The 20,683-nt window shown below is 59.8% G+C and carries 20 protein-coding genes and 1 pseudogene; 8 read left to right on the top strand and 13 right to left on the bottom strand.

All coding sequences use genetic code 11. The features are described 5' to 3' along the window. Nucleotide 1: 1 nt before the first annotated feature. From V1279_RS27805 to V1279_RS27825, 5 genes are read right to left on the bottom strand one after another with little or no spacing between them, the layout of a single operon-like run. A complete protein-coding gene (locus V1279_RS27805) occupies nucleotides 2-970 on the bottom strand; it encodes a Bug family tripartite tricarboxylate transporter substrate binding protein (RefSeq protein WP_334442494.1) in 969 nt (322 codons plus the stop codon). A gap of 43 nt (nucleotides 971-1,013) precedes the next feature. Then, a complete protein-coding gene (locus V1279_RS27810; RefSeq protein WP_334442495.1) occupies nucleotides 1,014-2,093 on the bottom strand; it encodes an alpha/beta hydrolase in 1,080 nt (359 codons plus the stop codon). Nucleotides 2,094-2,152: 59 nt separating this feature from the next. Further along, nucleotides 2,153-3,124, bottom strand: a complete 972-nt coding sequence (locus V1279_RS27815; protein WP_334442496.1) for a DUF6282 family protein — start codon at nucleotides 3,122-3,124, stop codon at nucleotides 2,153-2,155. Nucleotides 3,125-3,148: 24 nt separating this feature from the next. Continuing rightward, nucleotides 3,149-4,081, bottom strand: coding sequence for a hypothetical protein (locus tag V1279_RS27820; RefSeq protein WP_334442497.1), 933 nt, complete (start codon nucleotides 4,079-4,081; stop codon nucleotides 3,149-3,151). Continuing rightward, nucleotides 4,065-4,883, bottom strand: coding sequence for an HpcH/HpaI aldolase family protein (locus tag V1279_RS27825; protein WP_334442498.1), 819 nt, complete (start codon nucleotides 4,881-4,883; stop codon nucleotides 4,065-4,067). Before V1279_RS27825 ends, V1279_RS27820 begins: the two co-directional genes overlap by 17 nt. A gap of 136 nt (nucleotides 4,884-5,019) precedes the next feature. Between V1279_RS27825 and V1279_RS27830 the strand changes: the two genes are divergently transcribed. The 4 genes from V1279_RS27830 to V1279_RS27845 all read left to right on the top strand — a co-directional run bounded on the left by V1279_RS27830 (nucleotide 5,020) and on the right by V1279_RS27845 (nucleotide 8,852). Further along, entirely contained in the window at nucleotides 5,020-5,799 is a 780-nt protein-coding gene (locus tag V1279_RS27830) for a DNA-binding transcriptional regulator (protein WP_334442499.1), read from the top strand. A gap of 209 nt (nucleotides 5,800-6,008) precedes the next feature. Beyond that, nucleotides 6,009-6,554, top strand: coding sequence for a TRAP transporter small permease (locus V1279_RS27835; RefSeq protein WP_334442501.1), 546 nt, complete (start codon nucleotides 6,009-6,011; stop codon nucleotides 6,552-6,554). A 1-nt stretch (nucleotide 6,555) separates the two neighbouring features. Then, nucleotides 6,556-7,863: a TRAP transporter large permease gene (locus V1279_RS27840; protein ID WP_334442502.1), complete on the top strand. Its 1,308-nt coding sequence runs from the start codon at nucleotides 6,556-6,558 to the stop codon at nucleotides 7,861-7,863. Nucleotides 7,864-7,877: 14 nt separating this feature from the next. Next, a complete protein-coding gene (locus tag V1279_RS27845) occupies nucleotides 7,878-8,852 on the top strand; it encodes a TRAP transporter substrate-binding protein (RefSeq protein ID WP_442894827.1) in 975 nt (324 codons plus the stop codon). Nucleotides 8,853-8,943: 91 nt separating this feature from the next. Here the strand turns inward: V1279_RS27845 and V1279_RS27850 are convergent, their stop codons facing one another. Both V1279_RS27850 and V1279_RS27855 read right to left on the bottom strand, forming a co-directional pair. Continuing rightward, nucleotides 8,944-9,873: a CobW family GTP-binding protein gene (locus tag V1279_RS27850; protein WP_334442503.1), complete on the bottom strand. Its 930-nt coding sequence runs from the start codon at nucleotides 9,871-9,873 to the stop codon at nucleotides 8,944-8,946. A gap of 2 nt (nucleotides 9,874-9,875) precedes the next feature. Continuing rightward, nucleotides 9,876-11,366: an amidohydrolase family protein gene (locus V1279_RS27855; RefSeq protein ID WP_334442504.1), complete on the bottom strand. Its 1,491-nt coding sequence runs from the start codon at nucleotides 11,364-11,366 to the stop codon at nucleotides 9,876-9,878. 409 nt (nucleotides 11,367-11,775) lie between these two features. Between V1279_RS27855 and V1279_RS27860 the strand changes: the two genes are divergently transcribed. Both V1279_RS27860 and V1279_RS27865 read left to right on the top strand, forming a co-directional pair. After that, complete coding sequence (locus V1279_RS27860; RefSeq protein ID WP_334442505.1) at nucleotides 11,776-12,438, top strand: hypothetical protein; 663 nt, start codon at nucleotides 11,776-11,778, stop codon at nucleotides 12,436-12,438. Beyond that, entirely contained in the window at nucleotides 12,435-12,701 is a 267-nt protein-coding gene (locus V1279_RS27865) for an HGGxSTG domain-containing protein (RefSeq protein ID WP_334442506.1), read from the top strand. Before V1279_RS27860 ends, V1279_RS27865 begins: the two co-directional genes overlap by 4 nt. A gap of 1,021 nt (nucleotides 12,702-13,722) precedes the next feature. Here V1279_RS27865 and V1279_RS27870 read toward each other — a convergent pair. The 6 genes and pseudogenes from V1279_RS27870 to V1279_RS27895 all read right to left on the bottom strand — a co-directional run. Continuing rightward, a complete protein-coding gene (locus V1279_RS27870) occupies nucleotides 13,723-14,151 on the bottom strand; it encodes a hypothetical protein (protein ID WP_334442507.1) in 429 nt (142 codons plus the stop codon). A 446-nt stretch (nucleotides 14,152-14,597) separates the two neighbouring features. Next, nucleotides 14,598-15,206, bottom strand: a complete 609-nt coding sequence (locus tag V1279_RS27875) for a hypothetical protein (RefSeq protein ID WP_334442509.1) — start codon at nucleotides 15,204-15,206, stop codon at nucleotides 14,598-14,600. A gap of 77 nt (nucleotides 15,207-15,283) precedes the next feature. Beyond that, entirely contained in the window at nucleotides 15,284-17,173 is a 1,890-nt protein-coding gene (locus tag V1279_RS27880; protein WP_334442510.1) for a hypothetical protein, read from the bottom strand. 16 nt (nucleotides 17,174-17,189) lie between these two features. Then, nucleotides 17,190-17,591: a hypothetical protein gene (locus V1279_RS27885; RefSeq protein ID WP_334442511.1), complete on the bottom strand. Its 402-nt coding sequence runs from the start codon at nucleotides 17,589-17,591 to the stop codon at nucleotides 17,190-17,192. A gap of 966 nt (nucleotides 17,592-18,557) precedes the next feature. Beyond that, a complete protein-coding gene (locus V1279_RS27890; RefSeq protein ID WP_334442512.1) occupies nucleotides 18,558-18,746 on the bottom strand; it encodes a hypothetical protein in 189 nt (62 codons plus the stop codon). A gap of 117 nt (nucleotides 18,747-18,863) precedes the next feature. Further along, nucleotides 18,864-19,019 (bottom strand): annotated as a pseudogene (locus V1279_RS27895) (TrbI/VirB10 family protein); the annotation flags it as partial. Between the two features lie 26 nt (nucleotides 19,020-19,045). On the opposite strand from V1279_RS27895, the gene V1279_RS27900 reads away from it, so the two are divergent. Together V1279_RS27900 and V1279_RS27905 are read left to right on the top strand one after the other, a co-directional pair. After that, entirely contained in the window at nucleotides 19,046-19,402 is a 357-nt protein-coding gene (locus tag V1279_RS27900; RefSeq protein WP_334446601.1) for a YbaN family protein, read from the top strand. A gap of 164 nt (nucleotides 19,403-19,566) precedes the next feature. Beyond that, nucleotides 19,567-20,637 carry an alpha/beta fold hydrolase gene (locus V1279_RS27905; protein ID WP_334442514.1) on the top strand — a complete coding sequence of 357 codons (1,071 nt, stop codon included), beginning with the start codon at nucleotides 19,567-19,569 and terminating at the stop codon, nucleotides 20,635-20,637. Nucleotides 20,638-20,683 lie beyond the last annotated feature (46 nt).

Here is a 20,683-nt window from a genome sequence, read left to right on the forward strand (position 1 = left end):
CTCACATCGTGATCTTTGCAGCCTCGATCACGGGACGCCATTTGGCGCGTTCGCCGTCGATAAACGTCTTGAGGTTATCAGGAGAGCCTCCGACGCCTTGCAGCGAGTTTTGCTCGAGGATGGTCTTGCCCTTTGCACTCTTCAGAAAGGAGTTCACCGCATTGTTTACCTTACTCACGATGTCAGGCGGCGTACCGGTCGGCGCGACGATCGCGTACCACGCGGTCGCCTCGAAGCCTTTGAATCCCGCTTCCTGCACCGTCGGCACATCGGGCAGCTGCGCGACGCGCTGGCTCGTCGTCACCGCCAGCGCGCGAATCTTGCCGCTGGCCACCAGCGGCAGATAGGTCGGCATGAAATCCATGGCGACGTTGACCTGTCCGCCCAGCAGGTCCGTGATCAGCGGTGCCGAGCCACGATAAGGCACATGTGTCATCTCCGCGCCGGCAAATTGCTGGATCAGCGCCGAGGTAATGTGCCCGAGCGTGCCGTTGCCGGGATGGCCGACATTGACCTTGCCCGGGTTCTGTTTGGCATAGGCGATCAACTCGGGAAGCGTCTTCGCCGGAAAGTCCGATGTCGCTGTAATGATCATCGGAGACTTGGCGACAAGCACGACCGGCGTGAAATCCCGCTCGGAGTCGTAAGGCAGGCCCTTGTACATGAACTTGTTGAGCGCGATCGGCGCCGGCGTCCCGAACAGCCACGTATGGCCGTCGGCCGCGGCCTTGGCGACCGCAGTCCCACCGAGATTGCCGCCCGCTCCCGCCCGGTTTTCGACGATGAACTGCTTGCCGAAGTCTTCGCTCAGCGCGTGCGCAACGGCGCGCGCAAGGGTATCAACGGCGGCGCCGGCCGGGAACGGCACGACCATGGTGACCGGACGGTTCGGCCACTCCTGCGCCACGGCGTGGTGACATGGCGAAATGGCAAGTGCGAGGCCGAGGAAGCCGAAAGAGAGCAGGCGCATGTTTCCTCCGAGTTGTGTGCGGGGCTCGCGTTCGGGCCAGCGCTTATTCTGCAGCAAACTTGTCCAGGCCCTTGCGGTGCAACCATTTGGATAATTCGTCCGCAACGGCTTCGTTATTGAGATCGGCAAAGGCGATGTGCGTGTTGCCGCGCAGCCCCGCATCGGGGAGCAGCAAGACCTCGCAATCGCCGCCGTGACGATTGACGATACCGCAGAAGGTCCGCGCCACGTTGACGGAGGAGGCCCAGATCGGACGCGTGTCGGTGTAGTCGCCGAACACCATCTGGATCGGAAACTTCGTCAGCTTCTTGAACTCCGCGAGCGGCACGGAATTGGGACCGTACGGCGCACCCGGCTTGGGCTCGGGCCCCTCCCCCTCCGGAAAGACGAAGCCCGGCGTTTCGTAGGCAACGATGCCCTTCATATTGTCGCTCTTTGCCTTCAGTGCCGACAACAGCGCGCGCCAGCCGCCCGCGGAATTGGTGACAGCAATGACGGGTCCGATCTTGTCGATGGCCTGGCCGCCGGCCTCCGCCTGCAACAATGCATTCTCGAACGTATCGAACTCGTCGTAACGGGCCCGCGTCGCCTGGTTCCAGGCTTCCTTGTCGGCGGTCGGGAATTGCAGCCCCGGATGCCAGTTCAGATAGGTCAGGCCGAACCGCCAGGCGGCAAAGTTGCGTTGATCGAAATAGTCCGGCGTATAGGCGATCGGCTCGCAACTCCAGTTCGCGCGACCGACGCGCGGGCCGTCCCATAGGTAAACCGGATATCCCTTGCGCAGGAAAATGCTCTTGTAGCCTTCGCCGCCGTCCCAGCGGTTTTCCCAAACCTTCGTGCTGGAGCTGTGCCACATGATCAGGCCGACGCTGCGCCTCTTCGCGGGGATGAAGTATTCGACGTAACCATGGTCGCAGGAGAGTGTCTGGCTGGGGTCGCCGGGCTTGGTAACGACCTTGCCGCCTACCTCGTACGCACCCGTTGATTCCAGGATGATCGGAGGCTTCGATGGTTTGCGGTCCTCTTCGGCGAACGCCGTGCTGCTTAGTCCGGCAAACAATAATGCCGCAGCAAACGGCTGCAACTGCTTCCAGCCTGTCAAATGGACTCTACCGCAACTCATGATCTGCCTCCTCCCCAAATGGTGCGCGCCGCTTTTCGCGATCTTTGCGCTTGTTTTTTCTATGCGGCGTTCTGCGCGGCCGGCTGGCTCACCGGAAGATTCAGGAACCGTGCGGCGTTGTCGCTGATGAGCTTCCTGATGGCGGCGCGCGGCATCTGCAGATCGAGCAGAATCTGCGTTATGCTACGGAAGCCATCGACCGGACGCTGCGACCCCTGCAGCCCGAGGTCGGACGACAGGATCGTGTTGTCGATGCCGGCTACCTCGATCAGGTGCGCGAGATCATCCGGGCTGTACTTCAGGGATTTGCCTTCGATGAACATGCAGATCGAATGTTCCATCTTGACGCCGCGCGCGACCAGCTGGCGGATATCGATGTCGTTGCAGCCGACAATGTAGGTCGGATGGTTGACCATCATCTTCTTGACGCCGCGCCGCGCCGCCTCATCGAACAGGATGTGCAGCTCGCTGGCCGGCAGGTGACCACCGGCCAGGATGATGTCCGCCTCGGCAATAAGATCGATGACTTTCCTGGTGTCGTCCGTGAGCTTGCCGTTGGCGTCGAGCGCCGAAAGCGGAATCGGATCGAGCATCTTCTGCGAGGTCTTTGGAAAGGTCGAATTTCCGGCCGCCATGGCCTTGATATGATTCGCGGCCGACAACGTCGGCATCCAGACGGCCTTGGCGCCGAGCTTGATGGCGTGATCGACGGCGTGGGGGTTGATGCCGCCTGACGCATTGTTCAGCGCAATACCCGAGAACAGCTTCACATTGGTTTCGGGGAACAACTTCTCCAGCAGGATCGCATGCGCCATGCCGGCATAGAAGTGATCCTTGTAGAGCACGGCACGGAATTTCGCGGCTGCCGCATCGAGCAGTTCCTCGTGATGATCGAGGATGCGCGGCATGGCCGCCGGACCGCTATGGCAGTGCAGATCGACCGCGCCGACCAGAAGCTCGGCAACTTCCGCCGCCCGCGACAGCGGCGGCAGCGGTACGGTGCTCGGATAGGACACTTGTTGGTCGGCCATGGTCAGGACCCTTTCGGCTACGTGTCAGGCGGCGGACTTTCCGGCGGGAGTTTGCGCGGGCATCGGATAGTCGTCTTCGTTCAGCACCCAGCCCGGCTTGGCTGAAAAATCCATGCGCGGCGGGCAGAAGATGTCGACGAGAACATTGAGCTTGGGATCGACGGCCTGCGAGGTGTGAATGGAGGGTGGGGGAATCACCGCGATGGAGGGCGATCCGCAGCTCTCGTGATCGTCGTTGCGCCACTGGGCCATGTCGGTCGTCCATGGCCAGCGCAGGTGATGAATGAAGGTGCCGGCCAGCGCCAGCGAGCATTGCTCGAAATCGTCGTGGTGATGCGGCGACATCTTGCTCGGATCGCGCGGGCCGTTTTTCGGCTCGAGGAAATTCACCATGAAGGTCGAGCAGCGGAAGATCCGCCCGAACCTACCCGGCGTTGCCGCGACGTCGAGGCTGTAGGTTCGGATTTTAGGGCCGCCGGTCGCCTCCGGCCACGGCTCGAAAGGCGGCAGGTTGGGATGCGGCGTCGCGTAAGACGCTGCGTTTGAGCACAGCCGTGCAAGATCTTCCGATCGCGTCGTCACCATGCGCACTACCTTGGCGGCACCCAGCAGTGTGACGGAGCTTGCGCCCGCCGGCACAAAACTGATGGAGTGACCGTTGACAACCTTGCGCTCGCTGCCCCACACGATCTCGGCGCCCGCCCCTGGATCGGGAAGCAGCACAACATATTCGTCGGGCTGGTCGGTCCGGCTCAGCACGGCGCCCTTGTCGGCGTCGCTATAGGCGATGATGAAGTTCTGGCCGCGGGCGTACCAGGTGCGCGCCCCGTTCTGATTTTCGGCCGGCGGCGTTTCGTAAAACTTCGCATACTCGGCGCCTGCGAAATGGGTGGCGGTGGGTTTTGCGCCGACCGGAGCGGCAGCGAGCGCTGCGCGGGGATCAGTGCTGTGATACATGTGAGCCATCCGTGGTTTGAACGAGGGTCTTGAAGTCGGTAAGGGTTTGTGCTGCGGCCCGGCGCATCTGGCCCTGGTCCGACGAGATGATGAAGGCGCTGGCGCCGAGGTCGGCAAAATCCTTGGCTTCCGCAGCACTCGCCACCATCACGCAGACCGGCTTGGCGACTTTCTTCGCCGCCGCGATGATCCTGATAACCGCATCCTTCACGGACGCATCGGCCGACGATTTGGCGCCGAGGGCGACTGTGAGATCGCCACGGCCGATGAAGAACCCGTGGATTCCATCGACGGCAGCGATGGCATCGATGTGATCGAGCGCTTCCGCGTCCTCGATCATCGCAATCGTGCAGACCGATGCATCCTGCTCGTCAACGAGGGCCCACATCGGAGTGCCGCCATAGGCGCCGGCGCGGGCCGAACCGGAATAGCCGCGCCGTCCACCGCGGTATCGCGCGGCGGCAGCAATCGCGCGCGCCTTCTCGACGGTAGCGACATGGGGCACCAGCACACCGGCCGCGCCGCAGTCCAGGCAGGACAGGATTTTGGCCGGATCATCTGATGACACCCGCACGATGCCGGCGAGGTTGCTGGCGCGCGCAGCCAGCAGCATGACATCGGTCATCGCGCGATCGATCGGCGCATGCTCTTCGTCGATCACCACGAAATCATAGCCGAGCGCGCCGAATATCTCGGTCGCATGCGTGGTCGGCGTCTTGATGAACGAGCCAACGACGGTCTGCCGCGCGGAGAAGCGGCGGCGGAATGACGAAAAATGGGGCCTGACGACGTCTCCGGACACGGCTGTTCCTCCCCGCCATCTGCCCGGGCCGCCTTCAGAAGACCGGTACCGACGTGGCTTGGCGAAAACCATTGCAGGACGGGCGCCTCTGGGCCATAGCTATTCCACTGCGTTCCACCAGGTGGAATATCATTGTATGCCGCTCAAGTCTGACACCGTCGAAGCCGCCTCGCGCACGCTCCTGCTACTGGAGGAGCTCAACCGCCACCGCGTCACCTCGATCGATCGCCTGCACAAGGCGACGGGGCTGCCGAAATCGACCGTGGTGCGGTTGATGAAGTCGCTATGCGCGATGGGCTATGCCGCCAACGACCGGCGGCAGGGCGGCTACGCGGTCGCCTCGCGGGTCAAATCGCTAAGCAACGGCTTTCACGGCGATCCGCTAGTGGTGGAGGCCGCGCGCCCGTGGGCGCTCGCCTTCACGCGACAGTATCACTGGCCGATCGCCATCGCCGTTCTCGACAGGAGCTCTGTCGTGGTCCGCTTCAGCACCATTCCCGACAGCCCGGTCTCGCCATTTCACGGCACCCTCAACACGCACCTCAGCCTGCTCGGGCGGGCACTGGGGCGCGCCTATCTGGCGTTCTGTCCGACGAGCGAACGCTCGATGCTGCTCGACATGCTGGCACGGTCGCAGGAGCCGGAAGACATGCTCGCCACCGAGCGCAAACGCGCGCTGGCTTTGCTGGGCACGATCCGCAAGCAGGGTTTCGCCGAACGCGACCCGATGGTCGAGCCGCGCTCGTCCGGCACGATTGCCGTTCCCATCATCGTCAACCGGCGCGTGCTGGCCACCGTCGGCATGACCTACTTCACGTCGGCGCTCGACCACGCGGACGTGGTCCAGCGCTACGTGCCTCTTGTGAAGGCGCTGGCCGACAATATTGCCGCAAGCGTCTCATCATTGCAGCAGTAGAGGCTACGCTTGACCATATCCGCCACGAGCTTGGCCTTGACGGCCCGGAGCAATTCCGAAACCCTGTCACCTTCTTCTGGGGACTGATTTTCAGTGGTCTGCTTTCGCCCACGGCCAGGATCGATAGACTCTTTCCGGAAGAGGACAGTTATTGGAAGTGGCACCTCTATTGCTTGCGGGCAATAGGCGTGCGAGGAGAAGGACACAGTATGATCCGCGTGTTTCTTGATCGAATCTACCTCTTCTCCGGTTATCTCGCCGGACTTTTCCTGATTGCGATTTTTGTGCTGATGCTGCTGCTGTCGGGCGGCAGGCCGCTCGGTATCAATATTCCGGCGGGCGATGATTTCATCTCCTGGTGCATGGCGGCGACGGCCTTCCTCGGGCTCGCGCATACGTTCAAGCACGGCGAGATGATCCGCGTCGGCCTCTTGATCGACCGCCTCAACGACAACGTACGCCATTATGTCGAGATCGCAGCCCTCCTCGTCGGCGTTGGCTTCATCGGCTTTTTCGCGTGGCATGCTTCGATCATGACCTGGCAGTCATGGAAATTTTCCGACATTTCGCAAGGCGTCATCGCGGTGCCGCTGTGGATTCCGCAACTCGGCTACAGTGGCGGCCTCGTGATTCTTTTCATCGCTTTTGTGGATGAGCTGGTCCATGTCCTGCGCGGCTTCGCGCCGCGCTACGAATTGCCGAAGCCGCAGAGCGCCGAGGAGATCGTCGAACGCGCCATGCAGAGCGGGGTCTGATATGGAGCTTCTCTCCATCGCCGCCATCCTGCTGGGATTTCTTGCGCTGCTGCTCGGTGCCGGCGTCTGGATCGGCGTCGCCTTGATGGCGACGGGATGGGCCGGCATGCAGTTCGCCGGCGGCGGCATTCCGGCGGGCAGCGTGCTTGCGACAACGGTGTGGGGCAACAGCGCGTCGTGGTCGCTCGCGGCTTTGCCACTCTTCATCTGGATGGGCGAAATTCTCTTCCGCACGCGCCTATCGGAGGAAATGTTTCGTGGATTTGCGCCCTGGCTGAACTGGCTGCCGGGCCGGCTCATGCACGTCAACGTGCTCGCCTGTGGCGTATTCGGCTCGGTGTCGGGATCATCCGCCGCGACCTGCGCCACGGTTGCCAAGATTGCGCTCCCGGAATTGAAGAAGCGCGGCTATGACGAAAACTTGAGTCTCGGCTCGCTGGCCGGTGCCGGCACGCTCGGCATCCTGATCCCGCCGTCGATCACCATGGTGGTCTACGCCGTGCAGGCGAACGTCTCCATCATTCAGGTTTTCCTTGCCGGATTTCTGCCGGGTCTGTTGGTGATGGTGCTCTATTCCGGCTACATCGCGGTTTGGTCGCTCGCCAATCCGAAGCTCACGCCGCCGGCCGATCCGCCCATGAGCCTTCGCAGGCGCATTGCAGAATCGTTCAATCTAATTCCTTGTCTGCTGCTGATCGTTTTCGTCTTTCTGTCGTTGCTGATGGGCTGGGCGACGGCGACGGAATGCGCAGCCTGGGGCGTGTTGGGATCGCTCGCGATCGCATGGTGGCAAGGCGCGCTGACCTGGCAATCTTTCTGGGCGAGCGTCATGGGTGCGACGCGGGTCAATTGCATGATCCTGCTGATCCTGGCGGGCGCTTCCTACATGGGCACGTCGATGGCCTATACCGGCATCCCATTGGCGCTCGCGAATTGGGTGAACGGCCTCCAGCTCAGCCCCTATGCGCTGATCGCGGCGCTGACCGTCATGTACATCGTGCTCGGCGCGGCACTTGACGGCATTTCCATGATCGTGCTGACCACCGCCATCGTGATTCCGATGGTGAGTCAGGCCGGCTTCGACCTCGTCTGGTTCGGCATTTTCCTCATATTGGTGGTGGAAATGGCGGAAGTCTCTCCGCCCGTCGGCTTTAATCTGTTCGTCCTGCAGACCATGAGCGGCAAGGATTCCAACACGGTCGCCAAGGCGGCCCTGCCGTTCTTCTTTTTGCTCGTTCTGGCGGTTGCCATCATCACGGTCTTTCCTGATATCGTGATGCTGCTGCCGCGGATAGCGTTCCCTGGCTAGAAAGAGGTGTTATCATGTTAAAGCTTATTAAGACGTGCGCGATGGCCGCCTGCGTCGCGGCTCTTGCCGGCCCGGCGATGGCGCAGACCAAATGGAACCTTCCGGCGGCCTATCCGGCGGACAATCCGCATTCGGTGAACCTGATCGCGTTTGCCAAGGATGTCGGCGACGCCACCGGCGGCAAGCTGCAAATCACCGTGCATGCCGCGGCGTCGCTGTTCAAGGCGCCGGAAATCAAGCGCGCGGTCGCCACCGGACAGGCGCAGGCGGGTGAGGTCCTGATCTCACTGCATGAGAACGAAGATCCGATGTTCGGCATCGATGTTATCCCGTTCTTGTCGACGAGCTATCCGGCAGCCAAAAAGCTGTGGCTGGCCTCGAAACCCGCAATCGAAAAGAAGCTCGCATCGCAAGGTCTTCTGCTCCTCTTCGCGGTGCCGTGGGGTCCGCAGGGCATTTATGCCAAGAAAGACCTCAACACCATTGACGACATGAAAGGCCTGAAGTGGCGCGCCTATAATGTCGGCACCTCGCGCATCGCCGAACTCGTCGGCGCGCAGCCTGTCACCATCCAGGCGGCGGAACTGCCGCAGGCGCTAGCTACCGGCGTTGTAAACGCATTCATGACCTCAGGCTCGACCGGCTACGACAGCAAGGCCTGGGAAACCATGACGCATTTCTATGATACGCAGGCCTGGATTCCGAAGAACGTCACCTTCGTGAACAAGGCGGCTTTTGACGCGCTCGACAAGCCGACCCAGGACGCGATCCTCAAGGCGGCAGCGGTCGCCGAAGAACGCGGCTGGAAACTCGCGGAGGAAAAGGCGAAGTGGTACCTTGAGCAGCTTCAGGCCAACAAGATGAAGGTGCTGCCGCCACCTCCGGCGCTGAAGTCCGGCCTTGAGAAGATCGGGGAACAGTTGACGGCCGATTGGCTCAAGAAGGCCGGCCCCGATGGTGAAGCCGTGATCGCTGCCTATAAAAAATAAGACGATCGTTATTGCGTTCCAGTCGCGTCCGGCGTTCGATTGCCGGACGCGACAGTCTCGCAGGGAGGAGAGGCGATCGGCCCCGCTCACTTCACCCGGTTTCGATGCACGCTTCCATGATCCCATTGATCTCGGCGATCGATAGAACCCCGATCTCGGCAATGAATACGATCCGTGCCCGCGGCACCCCGGCCGCCAGCGCGCCGCCCGGTGCCAACGTCGCGCGCCCGCCGGCGAGTTGAAACACCATCAACCGCCCGGGCTGCTCCACCGTCTCGAACAACCCCTTCGCCCGGGCGAGCTTCGGCGCCAGCCGACCGATCGCTTGCTGCAACCGGGGGAGCGACACCGGCCGTTCCGATGTCCAGCTCAGCGTCTCGAACCGGTCAGCCGTCGGCCGTCGTGGCCCCGGCGCGCGCGGCACCGGCACGCGGTCCACGTCCGCGGGGAACAGCAGCGCTGCGGGGACTTCGCCATGCAGAGCATCGACCATCACCGCCGCCGGGCGCAGCGTCCGGACGGCATCGCGCAGCTGTGCGCGACCCGCCGCGTCCACCAGATCCACCTTGCTCAGCGCCACCACGTCGGCCGCCCGCAATTGAGCCCGCAGCAGCGCGTCGTTCAACGTCTCCGCATCTGTCGTCGCGTCCACCACGCACAGCACCGTTTCCAGCGGCGCCTCCCGCCAGATCATCGGATCCATCAGGTTGCGCACGATATCCGAGGGATCGGCGACGCCGCTGGTTTCGATCACGATGAACTCCGGCCGCGGATCACGCCGCAGCAGGGCGGCGAGCGTGCGCAGCAAATCGCCTTCCAGCGAGCAACAGATGCAGCCGTTGCTCAGGCTGACCACCCCATCGCTGGCGCCCGCGATCAGCTCCGCATCGATGTTGATCGCGCCGAAATCGTTGACCACGGCGGCGATCCGCCGCCCTTCCGCATGCGCCAGCAGGTGGTTCACGACCGTGGTCTTGCCCGCCCCGAGGAAGCCGGTCACCAGCAGGATCGGGACCGGCACAATCAGCTCTCGGCAACGGGCCGGCGCACCGCCCGGCCGGGCCTCGCCGCCACATCCAGCACGCCATCGGCGATCAGCGGCTGGCCGCTGACCACCAAGTGCCGCACACCCTCCGACGGGCGGTTCATCGCCGAGAAAGTCGCCCGGTCGGTCAGCGTGCCGAAATCGAAGGCGACTATGTCGGCATCCGCGCCCGGCTGCAGCCTGCCCTTGGCCCGCATGGCGGGCGTGCTCGCAGCCAAAATCTCCGCCGGGATCAGGGCGCATTTGCGAACGCCTTCCAGGAGCGACAGCGCCTTGCGCTCACGCACCCACTCGCGGATGAAACGGGTGAAGCAACCCGCCGAACGCGGATGCGAAGTGGCGTCCGCCGGCAGCGGCCAGGCGTCGCCGGTGTAGACGCTGCCGTCCGACAGCGTCCAGGGCATCGCGTCGGATGCGATCGCGCCGCCGGGATACAGCACCGAGATATCCAGGAGGTCACGATGGTGCGGATTGTTCTCCGTATCCAGGATATGCCACAGCACCAGCGTGGAAGGCTCCTCCGCCTGTGCTGCCAGCAGTTCCTTCCGATCGCGGAAGCGCCGCCCGTCGGTCACACGCTGCACCGAATCGTAGCCGAGGCCATTGCGCGCCTCGAACTCCGGATCGCTGAAGAAGGCCGCCGCCAGCACAGTCGAACCGGTGCCGTACGGATAGGCCTCCACCGTGATCGGCAGGCCCTGCGCCTGCGCCTTGGCGATCAACACGGCGCAACGCTCCACGTCGGTCTTGCTGGAAGAGTTGAAGTGGCAGATGTGCATGTGCGCGCCGGTGGCGCCGGCATAGCCGATCAGGCGGATATAGGCCTCGGCGGCGCTTTCCGGGTCGATACGGGACATGTAGGCGACGTGGGTGAAGGTCGCCACATCATGCGCCGCCGCCAGTTGGCACACCGCGGTCAGCTCCTGCACCCCGGCGCCCGGGGCATAGGCGTTGAGAATGCCGATACCGATGCCGCCCTCGTTCAGTCCATTGGCAAGGCGGTCGAGGATGCCGGCCACCTCCGTGTCGCTAGCCACGTTGTCGATCCAGCGGCGATCGCGCATGGCATTACCGAACGCCTCCAGCGAGCTTTCCGCGTTGGAGCCGGTCATCGCGCCGATGCGCGCGAAGGCCCAATTGGCGGCGGCGCCGTAGTTCAGCACGCGTCCACGAGCAGCCTGGCGCCGATACCAGGACGCGACCGGCAATACGCCCGCCTCGAGGTCGAGCGTTGTCGTCACCCCGTCGAACGCCTGCATGCGGTCGGCCGGGACCGACTGGCCGTGGGCGTGCAGGTCGATGAAGCCGGGAGCCACCACCAGCCCGGTTGCGTCGATCACCCGTTCGGCGCTGCCGAGCCCCGTGCCGACAGCGGCGATCTGGCCATCCAGCACCGCCACATCGCCCATCGCGTCCATCCCGCTGGCCGGATCCACCACCCGGCCGCCGCTGATCACCAAGCCGCTCATATCGGCACTCCCCACACGCAAAAACTTTAGGCAAGGCCCGCAACAGCGCCGCAGGCACCTGGAGCGCCCACGCACGGGCGGTCTCGGCTCCAATAGAGACAGATTTTGGGACCGGCGACCACCTCCGCCGATGCGGATTCATCGAAACAACCCCATGCAAAGTAGCATCGGCTATCGGCATGAATGCAGCGAAAAACAATTTGACTCGTCGGGCAAATCAGCGGCATTCCTTCATCATTCCGCAATCTTGTAAACGCCCGTCGCCCCGCAATAGCGGGCGCGTCGGAGCGATTGCGGCTCAAACCCTCACCCACAATTGAAATTGCTCTCGCCTCGCCGCGGCGAACGATCGCCTGCGCGTGGCCGAACCGCGCGCGTGGCCTGCGCGCGTTCCTCAAGGAATCTCGACATGAACACCGCTCCGGACCTCACGACGTCAACGACGATCGCAGCAACTGACCAGACCAAAGCTGCCGCGCCCCCGCGAATAAAGCTTCTGTCGCACGGATTCGCCATCGACCATCCAGACCCTGAAATCGGCGAACAGCTCATGGCTGATACATTGGGGGTCGCCGATCGCGAAGCGATGCATGGCATTATCAGGCAATTGGTAAAAGCCAGCGTGAGCGGCGAGAGTCCCGACGAGGTCAACCTCTCCTTCATGATTTCGATGGTGAAGAGCATCAAGCCCCGGGATTCCATCGAAGCCATGCTGGTGGCGCAGATGGTTTCCGTTCACGTGATGGCGATGCGATGCGCCCATCACCTCGCGAATGCGGACGACCTCGCTCAGCACGACAGTGCCGCGCGCGCGTTGGGCAGGCTCGCCCGCACGTTTCCCGCCCAGATCGATGCGCTCAACCGCTACCGGAGCCATGGCGAGCCCGCCATCACCGTGCAGAACGTGTCCGTGGGCGATGGCGGCAAGGCCATTGTCGGCAACGTCACGCAGCATGCGCGCGTGATCGTTTCGGACAATAACCCGGCATCCGCTGCGCGGAATGCACCGAAGACCGCGCGATCCAGGCGAAGGCGCGATTCCGCCGAGGCCAAGCGGGAAGCACCGGCATGAGCGATCACATCCGAATTACCGGCCCGATGCTGGCGAGCCCACGTTGCGGCGCCAAAACCCGTTCCGGCGGCGCGTGTCGCTCGCCGGCGGTGCACGGCAAAAAGCGCTGCCGCATGCACGGCGGTGCACAGGGATCCGGCGCACCAAGGCCAAACCAGAACGCGCGCAAGCACGGCCTGTTCACCAGGGATGCGATCGCCGAGCGAAGGCAGATTCACGCGTTGCTGGGTGAAGCGCGGAAGCTGCTGGAGGAGATGAAGTGAGTGGGTTTCGCAGAGGGTGCGCTACGCGTTGGCAAGCTTGCCCTTGTCTTGCACTGACAGCATTCGATTTCTAGCTAGCCATACTTGCCGTTCAAGCATTGGGGATTCGGTGATAGTGCACTCAAACTCTGGGGAGTTTATGCACTGTCACCGTAATTGCACAGACCAAGCCAAGGTATGCCAAAAGCAAGATTGCATTAGGGCGCTCTTAAGGAAGAGCTAGCGCGAGCAATGTCGGCCTGTTTTGTCGTGGCGGTATGACGCAATCTTGAATTGGCAGTGTGGTGCACCGGATAAATGGAGCAAGTTATTTGAATGGGTGTCAAAGAACTAAGACGCGGAACTCCCCCTGGCCGCATCCGCACGACCACTTCCTGCAGTTCTTTCAGAATTTTCTGCGATGCGGTCAAGCAGCGTCTTCAACTATCCATTCCGCGATTACAAAAGTAAGATCGTGAAAAGTTAGGTCAGTCTTATCAAGATCCAGTCTCTTGCAGATTCTCACCTTGTCCTTCTGAAATTTTTCATAGTCTGCAGCTATTCGAGCGCCGCCGGGAACGTGAGGGCCGATCGTTCTAAGAAAATCTCTCACTTGTCTGACCAGCGAAGGAACCGCCATATTGTGGGAATGAATATCTTGGCCAGCAATGTCAGAGATGAACTTCTGATAGCGGAACCGCTCTCGGTCGAGAACCAAGCATCGCTTACGACGCTGAACCAAGTTCCCATATCGTTTTGCGCCTAAGTAAATGCCGAGTTCAAATGGGCATATTGAAGCGCGGAAGGCGGCTCTTGGAGTCTAGTTGGGTCCTGCAAAGATCATGGATACCGTAGGGGCATTCCTCTATCAACGCCATGATCTTGTCGATGCGAGTGCCACTACCGTCATCAATTTCGAAGGCACACCGAGCTGAAAAACCACATCGGATGACTGTAAAGACTATAGCGTCAAAGAATTTCTGATATTTTCGGTCAAACGGACAGTTGATGAACACTCCTAGCGGAGATGCCTTCGCCATCCTTAACCCTTTGCCACCCTTACGTCAGAAAGGGCTTTCTTCAGGTTGCTAAGTTTAAAGCTATCCGGCTTTCCCGCCGGCTTAACAATAATCACCCCATCACCGGTCGTACCGACTATTTGATGCCCAGCGCTTTTGTAGGCCTTTCTAACGGTCTTAACCTTAGCGTTAGCCCGAGCGTTCGTAATTAGATAGGCCCCGACGCTCTTCACCGTTTTCGCAGATGGAAATGCGAAGTGCCCCGACGCCGAATCATGAGTTACAACCCGAAAACCCTTAGCTTTCGCGGAAACTTTCTTTCTAAGCTTACCTGCTGATTTGGCCATCGGTCTCTCAACCCTACGATGTTGCTCCCATCCTATTCTATGCATTTCTTTTAAGATTTCCATACCTATCCCAAAGCAAAGCGCAGCTTTTGCCAACTTGTACACGGCAGTTGCGTGTCCTTTCTCCTTCCCCTTTCTCCTTCCCCCTTCCCCTCCCCTTTTCTTTTCCCTCTTTTTTGTTTTTCCTTCCCTTCCTCTTTTCCTGCCCCTCCCACACTCTCCTTAAGTCGATCGTTTCGGGACGAAAGCTCGCCTCCCTTTACAGCGTCCTCCAGCTCATCTTTCATTCTTGTCGACGAGGGTTCGTGCTGACTCCCGTCTCGCGCTTACCTTTCTTCTCACGTTGCACGAAATCCCTTGCAAAGAGTTTTGACGACCTATTGGTAGAGTGGATTATTCGTCGGATAACGTCGGCGGCCCGCCCGCGCCAAGGTCAGCATCGGTCGCCTTTGTCTAGTCAGGAACCGGCGTTAGGAAGTTTATCGTCTCCGTAGCGTCTGGGGATTACGGTGACAGTGCACTCAAACTCCGGGTAAGAATTTTATGCACTGTCACCGTAATACCGTTGGACCGCGACGGATTACGTGAAGTTTGAAAACTGGGCAGCACTTGCTCTCAGGCTCATAGGCAAGGCCCAACAGTACGTCCGAGATACGATCAGCCTGGAACGTTGCACTGCTCAGCCACTTCTCCACCTGCGAGGCATCCAAAAACATCTCATCCGTGGGGATGACAAGGATGTATCGTTGGTAAGGGCCACCCTTCAGCTTGGCCCGGTCTTTCTGGTCGATGCGCTCTTGGAGCGCGTGAATAAGATCGGCCTGTTGCCACACAAAGTAGGCTTCCGGCTTATTCGGCTCCATTCCGGATGCTCGTTGCTGCAATGCCTTCAGGGAACGTTTCAGCGTTGGCTCATGGACGAGTTCAGTAACTTCAACGGCAGTTCGGCACCCGTCGATGTTGCCTTCGCAGTCAGGCGGATCGTCCTTGCCGCGTGAGACAAGATCACGGACATCAATACCAGCCACTGCGAGAATCTCGCGAGCGGCACCAAGCTCACCGATCGGCTTGTCTTTCCAGCTCCAGAATCCATTCCAAGGACGGATGTTTGTCTCAATGGTTTCACCGAGACTGCGCCCCCCGTCGTCTTCGTCGGACATTTCCTGGCTCACTCGCAACGGTCCATTTGGAAGAGAATAAGGCCGGCTACTGCCCATTACTACCCCTTACAAGCGCTCTATCGTTTGTGTCGATTTCGCCTTCTCGCACGTTTTGAGATTTTCTCTGCGGACCGATGTCCCTTGGCACCACCTAGCTTTCTGTAGGACTTCCGCTTGGCATCCGCTTCCGACACGAGCGCGGCATAGTCGGCACGGATGATGGGTGGGGACCGAACCTTATCAAGCCGAATAGAAGATATCCCTTCATCTGCGTAGCCGATGATCAGTACAAGCACCTCCGGCCTTTGGGAGATTAAGCACGCCACTTCGCCCCGATGCGTAACCTCGGCAACGGATACTGTATGATCTGACGAATGAATGAATACCTGAAGCGGTGTGTGACCGTCGAACAGAAAGCTACGTTCAGGATATCTTTTCAAGCTAGGCAAAAGCTCGCGCACAAGCGACGCTAGGTTCTCACGGCTGTCCCCACTGAGATCACGCAGATGGGCGTCAAACTCCAACCAACCCTTCGGACGAAAGACGTCGAGACCGCTAAGGATAGTTAAGAGCTCAGCAGGAAAATTCTGTTGGGGAACAGGTGTACTCTGCCAGTCAGTTCCAGAAAAATAGTTACTTATCTTGTCGCTGAACCCGTCCCACGTCACTCGATCGGCCTTCTTCAGTTGCTCAACCATATCGTGGTCAAACCGATTTCGTGAGACATAGGCTCCCAAGTGGTCCTGCTCATCAAACATCATCGCATCACGGATACCAGCGACGTGCTGACGAACGTCTAGATAGTGGAACAGCATACCCGTAGAAGGGAGAAAGCGCTTCAAGACGAACAGATCGTCGATGGACATGGAAATGAATGGATACTTTCCCAGTATCGGCGTGATCTCGGGAAGCTCCTTGCACATTGCCGAAAATGGCGTGAACGCCTCCACAGTAAGTCCGATAGGCACGACCTTACGAAAGGTATCAAGCCTTAGTTTGGCGACATCTTTGTACGTGCCAGCTTCCAGCTTATAGATGGGCATTTCTGGCGCGCTCGCCAAATATTCGAGAAAGCGCCTACATTGGCTAAACGCCTTGATGACTAAGTCACGAACTGCGCGGATGTGCCGCTCAAAATCAGTTGCAGGCGAGTGCATAGCCATCACGCCCGCCTTTATCTCAACAACGAACAGAGTATCGTCTAAGATGCCGACCGTGTCGGTCTCCACCCACTGGTCCGTTGCAGGGTCCTTGAAGTAAACTTCGTTGTAGATTGTAGCTGCCTTCAATTGCTCTTTTAATATTTCCGGAAGAGCTTCTTCAGTCAGCTTCTTCTGCCTGTGGTTCCAGATTTCGCGATAGGAGCTGTCTCGACCGATCAGGCCGCGCTGAATAGCCCGGTAGGCTGAATCGCGAACAAACTGACCGTCAGTGGCATAGTAATCGTTCCCAAGACGAACGAGCGGCCGTATGCGTGCTGGCAGCGTTCGAAGGGGTGTGCCTACTAGTGGCCCCGCTTGAAAGAACTTCGTTTCGCCGCCCGGCTGATACCCCATATCTTCAAGCAATGCTTGCGGCAGTTCTGAGTGACGCGATACGTTGCAGACACCTCCTTGAAATAGGTCTCGTATCGCGTTGCTGACTTTCTCTTCGAGGCCGGGGTCTTCTTCTCTATTTCGATTGACGGCCTCCTCGAGAGAAACCTGTTCCCGCTCCGACAATTCGACTGTTCGGTCGTGTTGTTCCTTGAGGGTGTCCGCAGCATTTGCGTGCCCCGCGCGAAATGTATCTGCGATGCGTTGCATCCCGGCAGCAATGTCAACCGCGCCAATTCCATACGACTGTTTGAGTTGGTCATCATGGGGTGCGAGCGCGAACCGGAAGAACTCTTCTTCAAGAACTTGGTGTCTATGGCCCCGGATAAGCACCCAAGTGCTCTTCGCCTGGAAATCTAAATCGCTCTGCAATTCAGTCGCATTCGACCTATTGGCCAAACTGCTGACCAAGCAAAACTGCATCGTCTTCGTTCTGAGTTCTTTCGAAGAGGGAGAGAAGTTCTTTAGCTTTCCCTTCATCCACCACGCCGCTGGGGAATGGGCCGTTGTTCCCACTCGAAACGGCATGAAGATACTCCAGCGCTAGCTGAAGCAGTTCAAAGCCAGGCGATTTCCCTTCATCGTCATTGTTCAAGCCGCTCTGTATGCGCTTAATAAATGCTTGTCCCCAAATATAGCCAAGCAAACTCGCTGGTGGCAGGGTGAGAGCAAGCGCCGTTATCTTAGTGCCGAGTTGCTCCAGTTCATCTCTCAGCGCGTTGGATGCCGCTTCCAGCTTCTCCTGCCGATCTGGCCCGCTTGCGGCCAATGCATCTCCGAGACCTTCCATGTTGCTTCCCCCGGCGCATGTTGGTTTCAATCCAACTTGCCTTCGTGGTAACGCAACTTAAGAACGAACACCACAAGACTTGCAAGAAATCCGCCAGCCGGCCTCACATTCTGGAATCGCTATGATTTTAGAAATACCTCTGCTTGTCCTGACCGGCGAATGTTGCAAACCGTCGTAACGGTCATTGGTGGTCGTAGCTTACGTCAGTCATGAGGCGGCGTGCTCAATCGACCGCTGTTCCGTGCGAACGTTCGGATGATCATTTTGGAGAATGACACCAGTTCAAGCGTAAGCTCCTCGACCGCTTCCGCATGGGCGATCAAATCCTCCGTAACTAACGCCTCTTTACCCTTCATTCCTTTCGGCTTCTTATTGAGAAAGGATTACGGTGACAGTGCACTCAACTGCGGGTGAGAGTTTCGTGCACTGTCACCGTAATCCAATAGAGGCAGATTTTCGGGCCGACGACCACCTCCACCGATGCCGACGCATCATGCGTATCGCTCCACATCTTTGGCACTCATCGCGACGGTAGCCTCTTCAGATCGATCGCCGATATTGCGGCATCGCTTCAGCAAAGGGGACGGGAAGATTTGGGTTAAGCGTCCAACAGCGGGAACCAACTGTAACTCCGTTACCACATTCGTGAGTTCAGTGTTGCTGTGTTCGCCGCGCTACAGACTCTGCGCAAAACTTCAGTAAGCGTGCACGACGGGGGCCACCAAAGCGGCGCGGTGGTTGCGGACTCGTCGAGGGCTACGTGGTTTGACCTCTACGAGTCCGCACGCTCCGTTTTTCAAGCGCACGTGTGACGATCTATAGGTTCATGGAGAGAGCGGAGGGATTGAAATGCGCAAACGTCCCGCTACGGCTACTTCAGCTGATTTCAACTTCGTCAAAGCGTATTTCGAGCTAAAGAAATTACGAGAAGACATTGAGTGCATCGAAAGATCATCGGGGCCGGCTTCAAGCCAAGCGACGGTAGCGGGTCGCGATACACCCAAGTGTGATGATGGCATCCAAGGAATTTTGCGGTCTTAGCGCACCCTTGTCCGCGCAGGCGCGGATCTGACCATCAAGCAGCCACATCGCCAATGGCATCCATCCCGCTTGCGGGATGCACCACCCGGCGCCGCTGATCACCAAGTCACCCATTTCGCCACTCCCGCACCCAGGAACGCAAGCCGGCCCGCGAGCAGTTCCGCAAGGCACGTCGGCGAAGCCTGATCCAACCTGCCCTACCAATCCATTTTTCTAGCATCCCATATTTTCGAACGCGGCCTGACTACCGATCAATCGTGCACCCTGCGAGATCAGTAGGAATTTTCCGGTCGAGGTGTCATAGACATGCCCGGTCACCTGCGCCGTGACCCTCACCGGCAGATCGGATTGGATGCCCGTGAGGGGCGCGGCTGGAATTACAAGCCCTCGCTTTTGCATTATGGTTGCGGCTGATGCGTCGTGTTTACCTTGCTCTCGGTTTTATCTTCATCGCCCTCGGCTTTGTCGGCGCATTCTTGCCGGTGCTCCCGACGACGCCATTCCTTATTCTCGCCACGACCTGCTTCGCACGATCGTCTCCGCGGCTCGAAAACTGGCTTCTCTCCCATCCTCGCTTCGGGCCGGCGCTGCGTGCGTGGCGGGAGCGCGGCGCGATCCCTCTGAGAGCGAAACTGCTGGCCCTTGCTGGCATAAGCGCCGGATTCCTGCTGTTCTGGATCGGAAGCGCGCCTGGCCCGATCCTGATGGCATGCGTCGGCACACTCATGCTTGTGGGTCTGGTCTACGTCATCACCAGACCGTCGGCTTGACGGCGCCGTGCATTCAATGGGTTGCCCAAACGTTTGGGCAAGGAATATACCATTGTTCTTCAAGGCGTTTCAGAACAGACGCCCCAACCTTTCGTCCAACATCCCAGACACGCGCCGTCACGGATGGCGTATAATGATCGTCACATGTTGGCAACGGAGCATTGATGAAGCAGACGATACGGTTCTGCACGTCCCGCGACGGAGTGCGCATTGCCTTCGCCACGGCCGGCCATGGACCACCCATTGTTCGCGTGAACAACTGGTTCACGCACCTCGAGATCGATTGGGAGAGTCCGGTCTGGCGACACTGGATGGAGGTATTCGTGCAGCGGCACACGCTTATCCGCCACGATCCCAGAGGCTCGGGCCTTTCCGACAGGAACGTGACGGATTTCTCGCTGGATGCCTGGGTGGCCGACCTCGAAGCGGTGGTCGATGCTGCCGGCCTGCGCCGGTTCCCGCTTTTTGGATTGTGCCAGGGCGGCTCAGTCGCGATTGCCTATGCGGCGCGCCACCCGGACCGGGTCAGCAGACTCGTCCTCTACAGCGCCTATCCTCACGGTGCTTATGTCGACGGTGCAGCAGAGAAAACTGCGAGGCAGGCCCAAACACTCGCGCAGATGATCGAGATCGGTTGGGGCCGGGACGCCGGGGCCTTCCGCGAGGTCTTTGCCAATCTCCTGATGCCGGACGGTGGCAAGGAGCAGCTCAAATGGATTGGCGAGTTGCAGCGGCGCAGTGCCTCGCCTGAGACCGCTTGCCGGCTCTGGAATGCCTTCCACGCCTTCGACATACGCACTGAGGCGGGCAAGGTAAGCGTGCCGACACTTGTCTTTCACGTTCGCGGCGATGCGATGGTGCCGTTCGAGTCGGGTCGACAAGTGGCGTCGATGATACCGAATGCTCGGTTCGTGCCGCTTGAGAGCAAGAACCACATTTTGCTTCCGCATGAGAAAGCCTGGTCTGTGTTCCGCAACGAGCTCGACGACTTCCTCAGGGCTGACGAGCCTGTCAAGACGGCGGCGACCGGCGAGTTGTCCGATCTGACGGCGCGTGAAAGGGAGATACTGGACAGAGTCGCGCGCGGGCTCAGCAACGGTGAGATTGCGAAGCTGCTGCGCATTTCCGAGAAGACCGTCCGAAATCACTTGACGACGATCTTTGCCAAGCTCGGCCTTGCAAGCCGCGCGCAGGCGATCGTCACCGCGCGCGAGGCCGGCCTCGGCCGCAACTGAACGGGACAAACGTCCCGAATCCGGACTTTTCACCGAAAAATAATAC

Origin of the sequence: Bradyrhizobium sp. AZCC 1610 (genome assembly GCF_036924515.1) — a bacterium.
Taxonomy (GTDB): Bacteria; Pseudomonadota; Alphaproteobacteria; order Rhizobiales; family Xanthobacteraceae; genus Bradyrhizobium.

What these genes read in the sequence shown, in the direction of transcription:
- V1279_RS27810 (WP_334442495.1), bottom strand. Translation starts at nt 2,093, where the DNA reads ATGAGTTGCGGTAGAGTCCATTTGACAGGCTGGAAGCAGTTGCAGCCG.
- V1279_RS27840 (WP_334442502.1), top strand. Translation starts at nt 6,556, where the DNA reads ATGGAGCTTCTCTCCATCGCCGCCATCCTGCTGGGATTTCTTGCGCTG.
- V1279_RS27890 (WP_334442512.1), bottom strand. Translation starts at nt 18,746, where the DNA reads ATGGGTGACTTGGTGATCAGCGGCGCCGGGTGGTGCATCCCGCAAGCG.
- V1279_RS27865 (WP_334442506.1), top strand. Translation starts at nt 12,435, where the DNA reads ATGAGCGATCACATCCGAATTACCGGCCCGATGCTGGCGAGCCCACGT.
- V1279_RS27905 (WP_334442514.1), top strand. Translation starts at nt 19,567, where the DNA reads ATGAAGCAGACGATACGGTTCTGCACGTCCCGCGACGGAGTGCGCATT.
- V1279_RS27815 (WP_334442496.1), bottom strand. Translation starts at nt 3,124, where the DNA reads ATGGCCGACCAACAAGTGTCCTATCCGAGCACCGTACCGCTGCCGCCG.
- V1279_RS27900 (WP_334446601.1), top strand. Translation starts at nt 19,046, where the DNA reads ATGCGTCGTGTTTACCTTGCTCTCGGTTTTATCTTCATCGCCCTCGGC.
- V1279_RS27885 (WP_334442511.1), bottom strand. Translation starts at nt 17,591, where the DNA reads ATGGAAGGTCTCGGAGATGCATTGGCCGCAAGCGGGCCAGATCGGCAG.
- V1279_RS27835 (WP_334442501.1), top strand. Translation starts at nt 6,009, where the DNA reads ATGATCCGCGTGTTTCTTGATCGAATCTACCTCTTCTCCGGTTATCTC.
- V1279_RS27820 (WP_334442497.1), bottom strand. Translation starts at nt 4,081, where the DNA reads ATGTATCACAGCACTGATCCCCGCGCAGCGCTCGCTGCCGCTCCGGTC.
- V1279_RS27805 (WP_334442494.1), bottom strand. Translation starts at nt 970, where the DNA reads ATGCGCCTGCTCTCTTTCGGCTTCCTCGGCCTCGCACTTGCCATTTCG.
- V1279_RS27830 (WP_334442499.1), top strand. Translation starts at nt 5,020, where the DNA reads ATGCCGCTCAAGTCTGACACCGTCGAAGCCGCCTCGCGCACGCTCCTG.
- V1279_RS27845 (WP_442894827.1), top strand. Translation starts at nt 7,878, where the DNA reads ATGTTAAAGCTTATTAAGACGTGCGCGATGGCCGCCTGCGTCGCGGCT.
- V1279_RS27875 (WP_334442509.1), bottom strand. Translation starts at nt 15,206, where the DNA reads ATGTCCGACGAAGACGACGGGGGGCGCAGTCTCGGTGAAACCATTGAG.
- V1279_RS27855 (WP_334442504.1), bottom strand. Translation starts at nt 11,366, where the DNA reads ATGAGCGGCTTGGTGATCAGCGGCGGCCGGGTGGTGGATCCGGCCAGC.
- V1279_RS27860 (WP_334442505.1), top strand. Translation starts at nt 11,776, where the DNA reads ATGAACACCGCTCCGGACCTCACGACGTCAACGACGATCGCAGCAACT.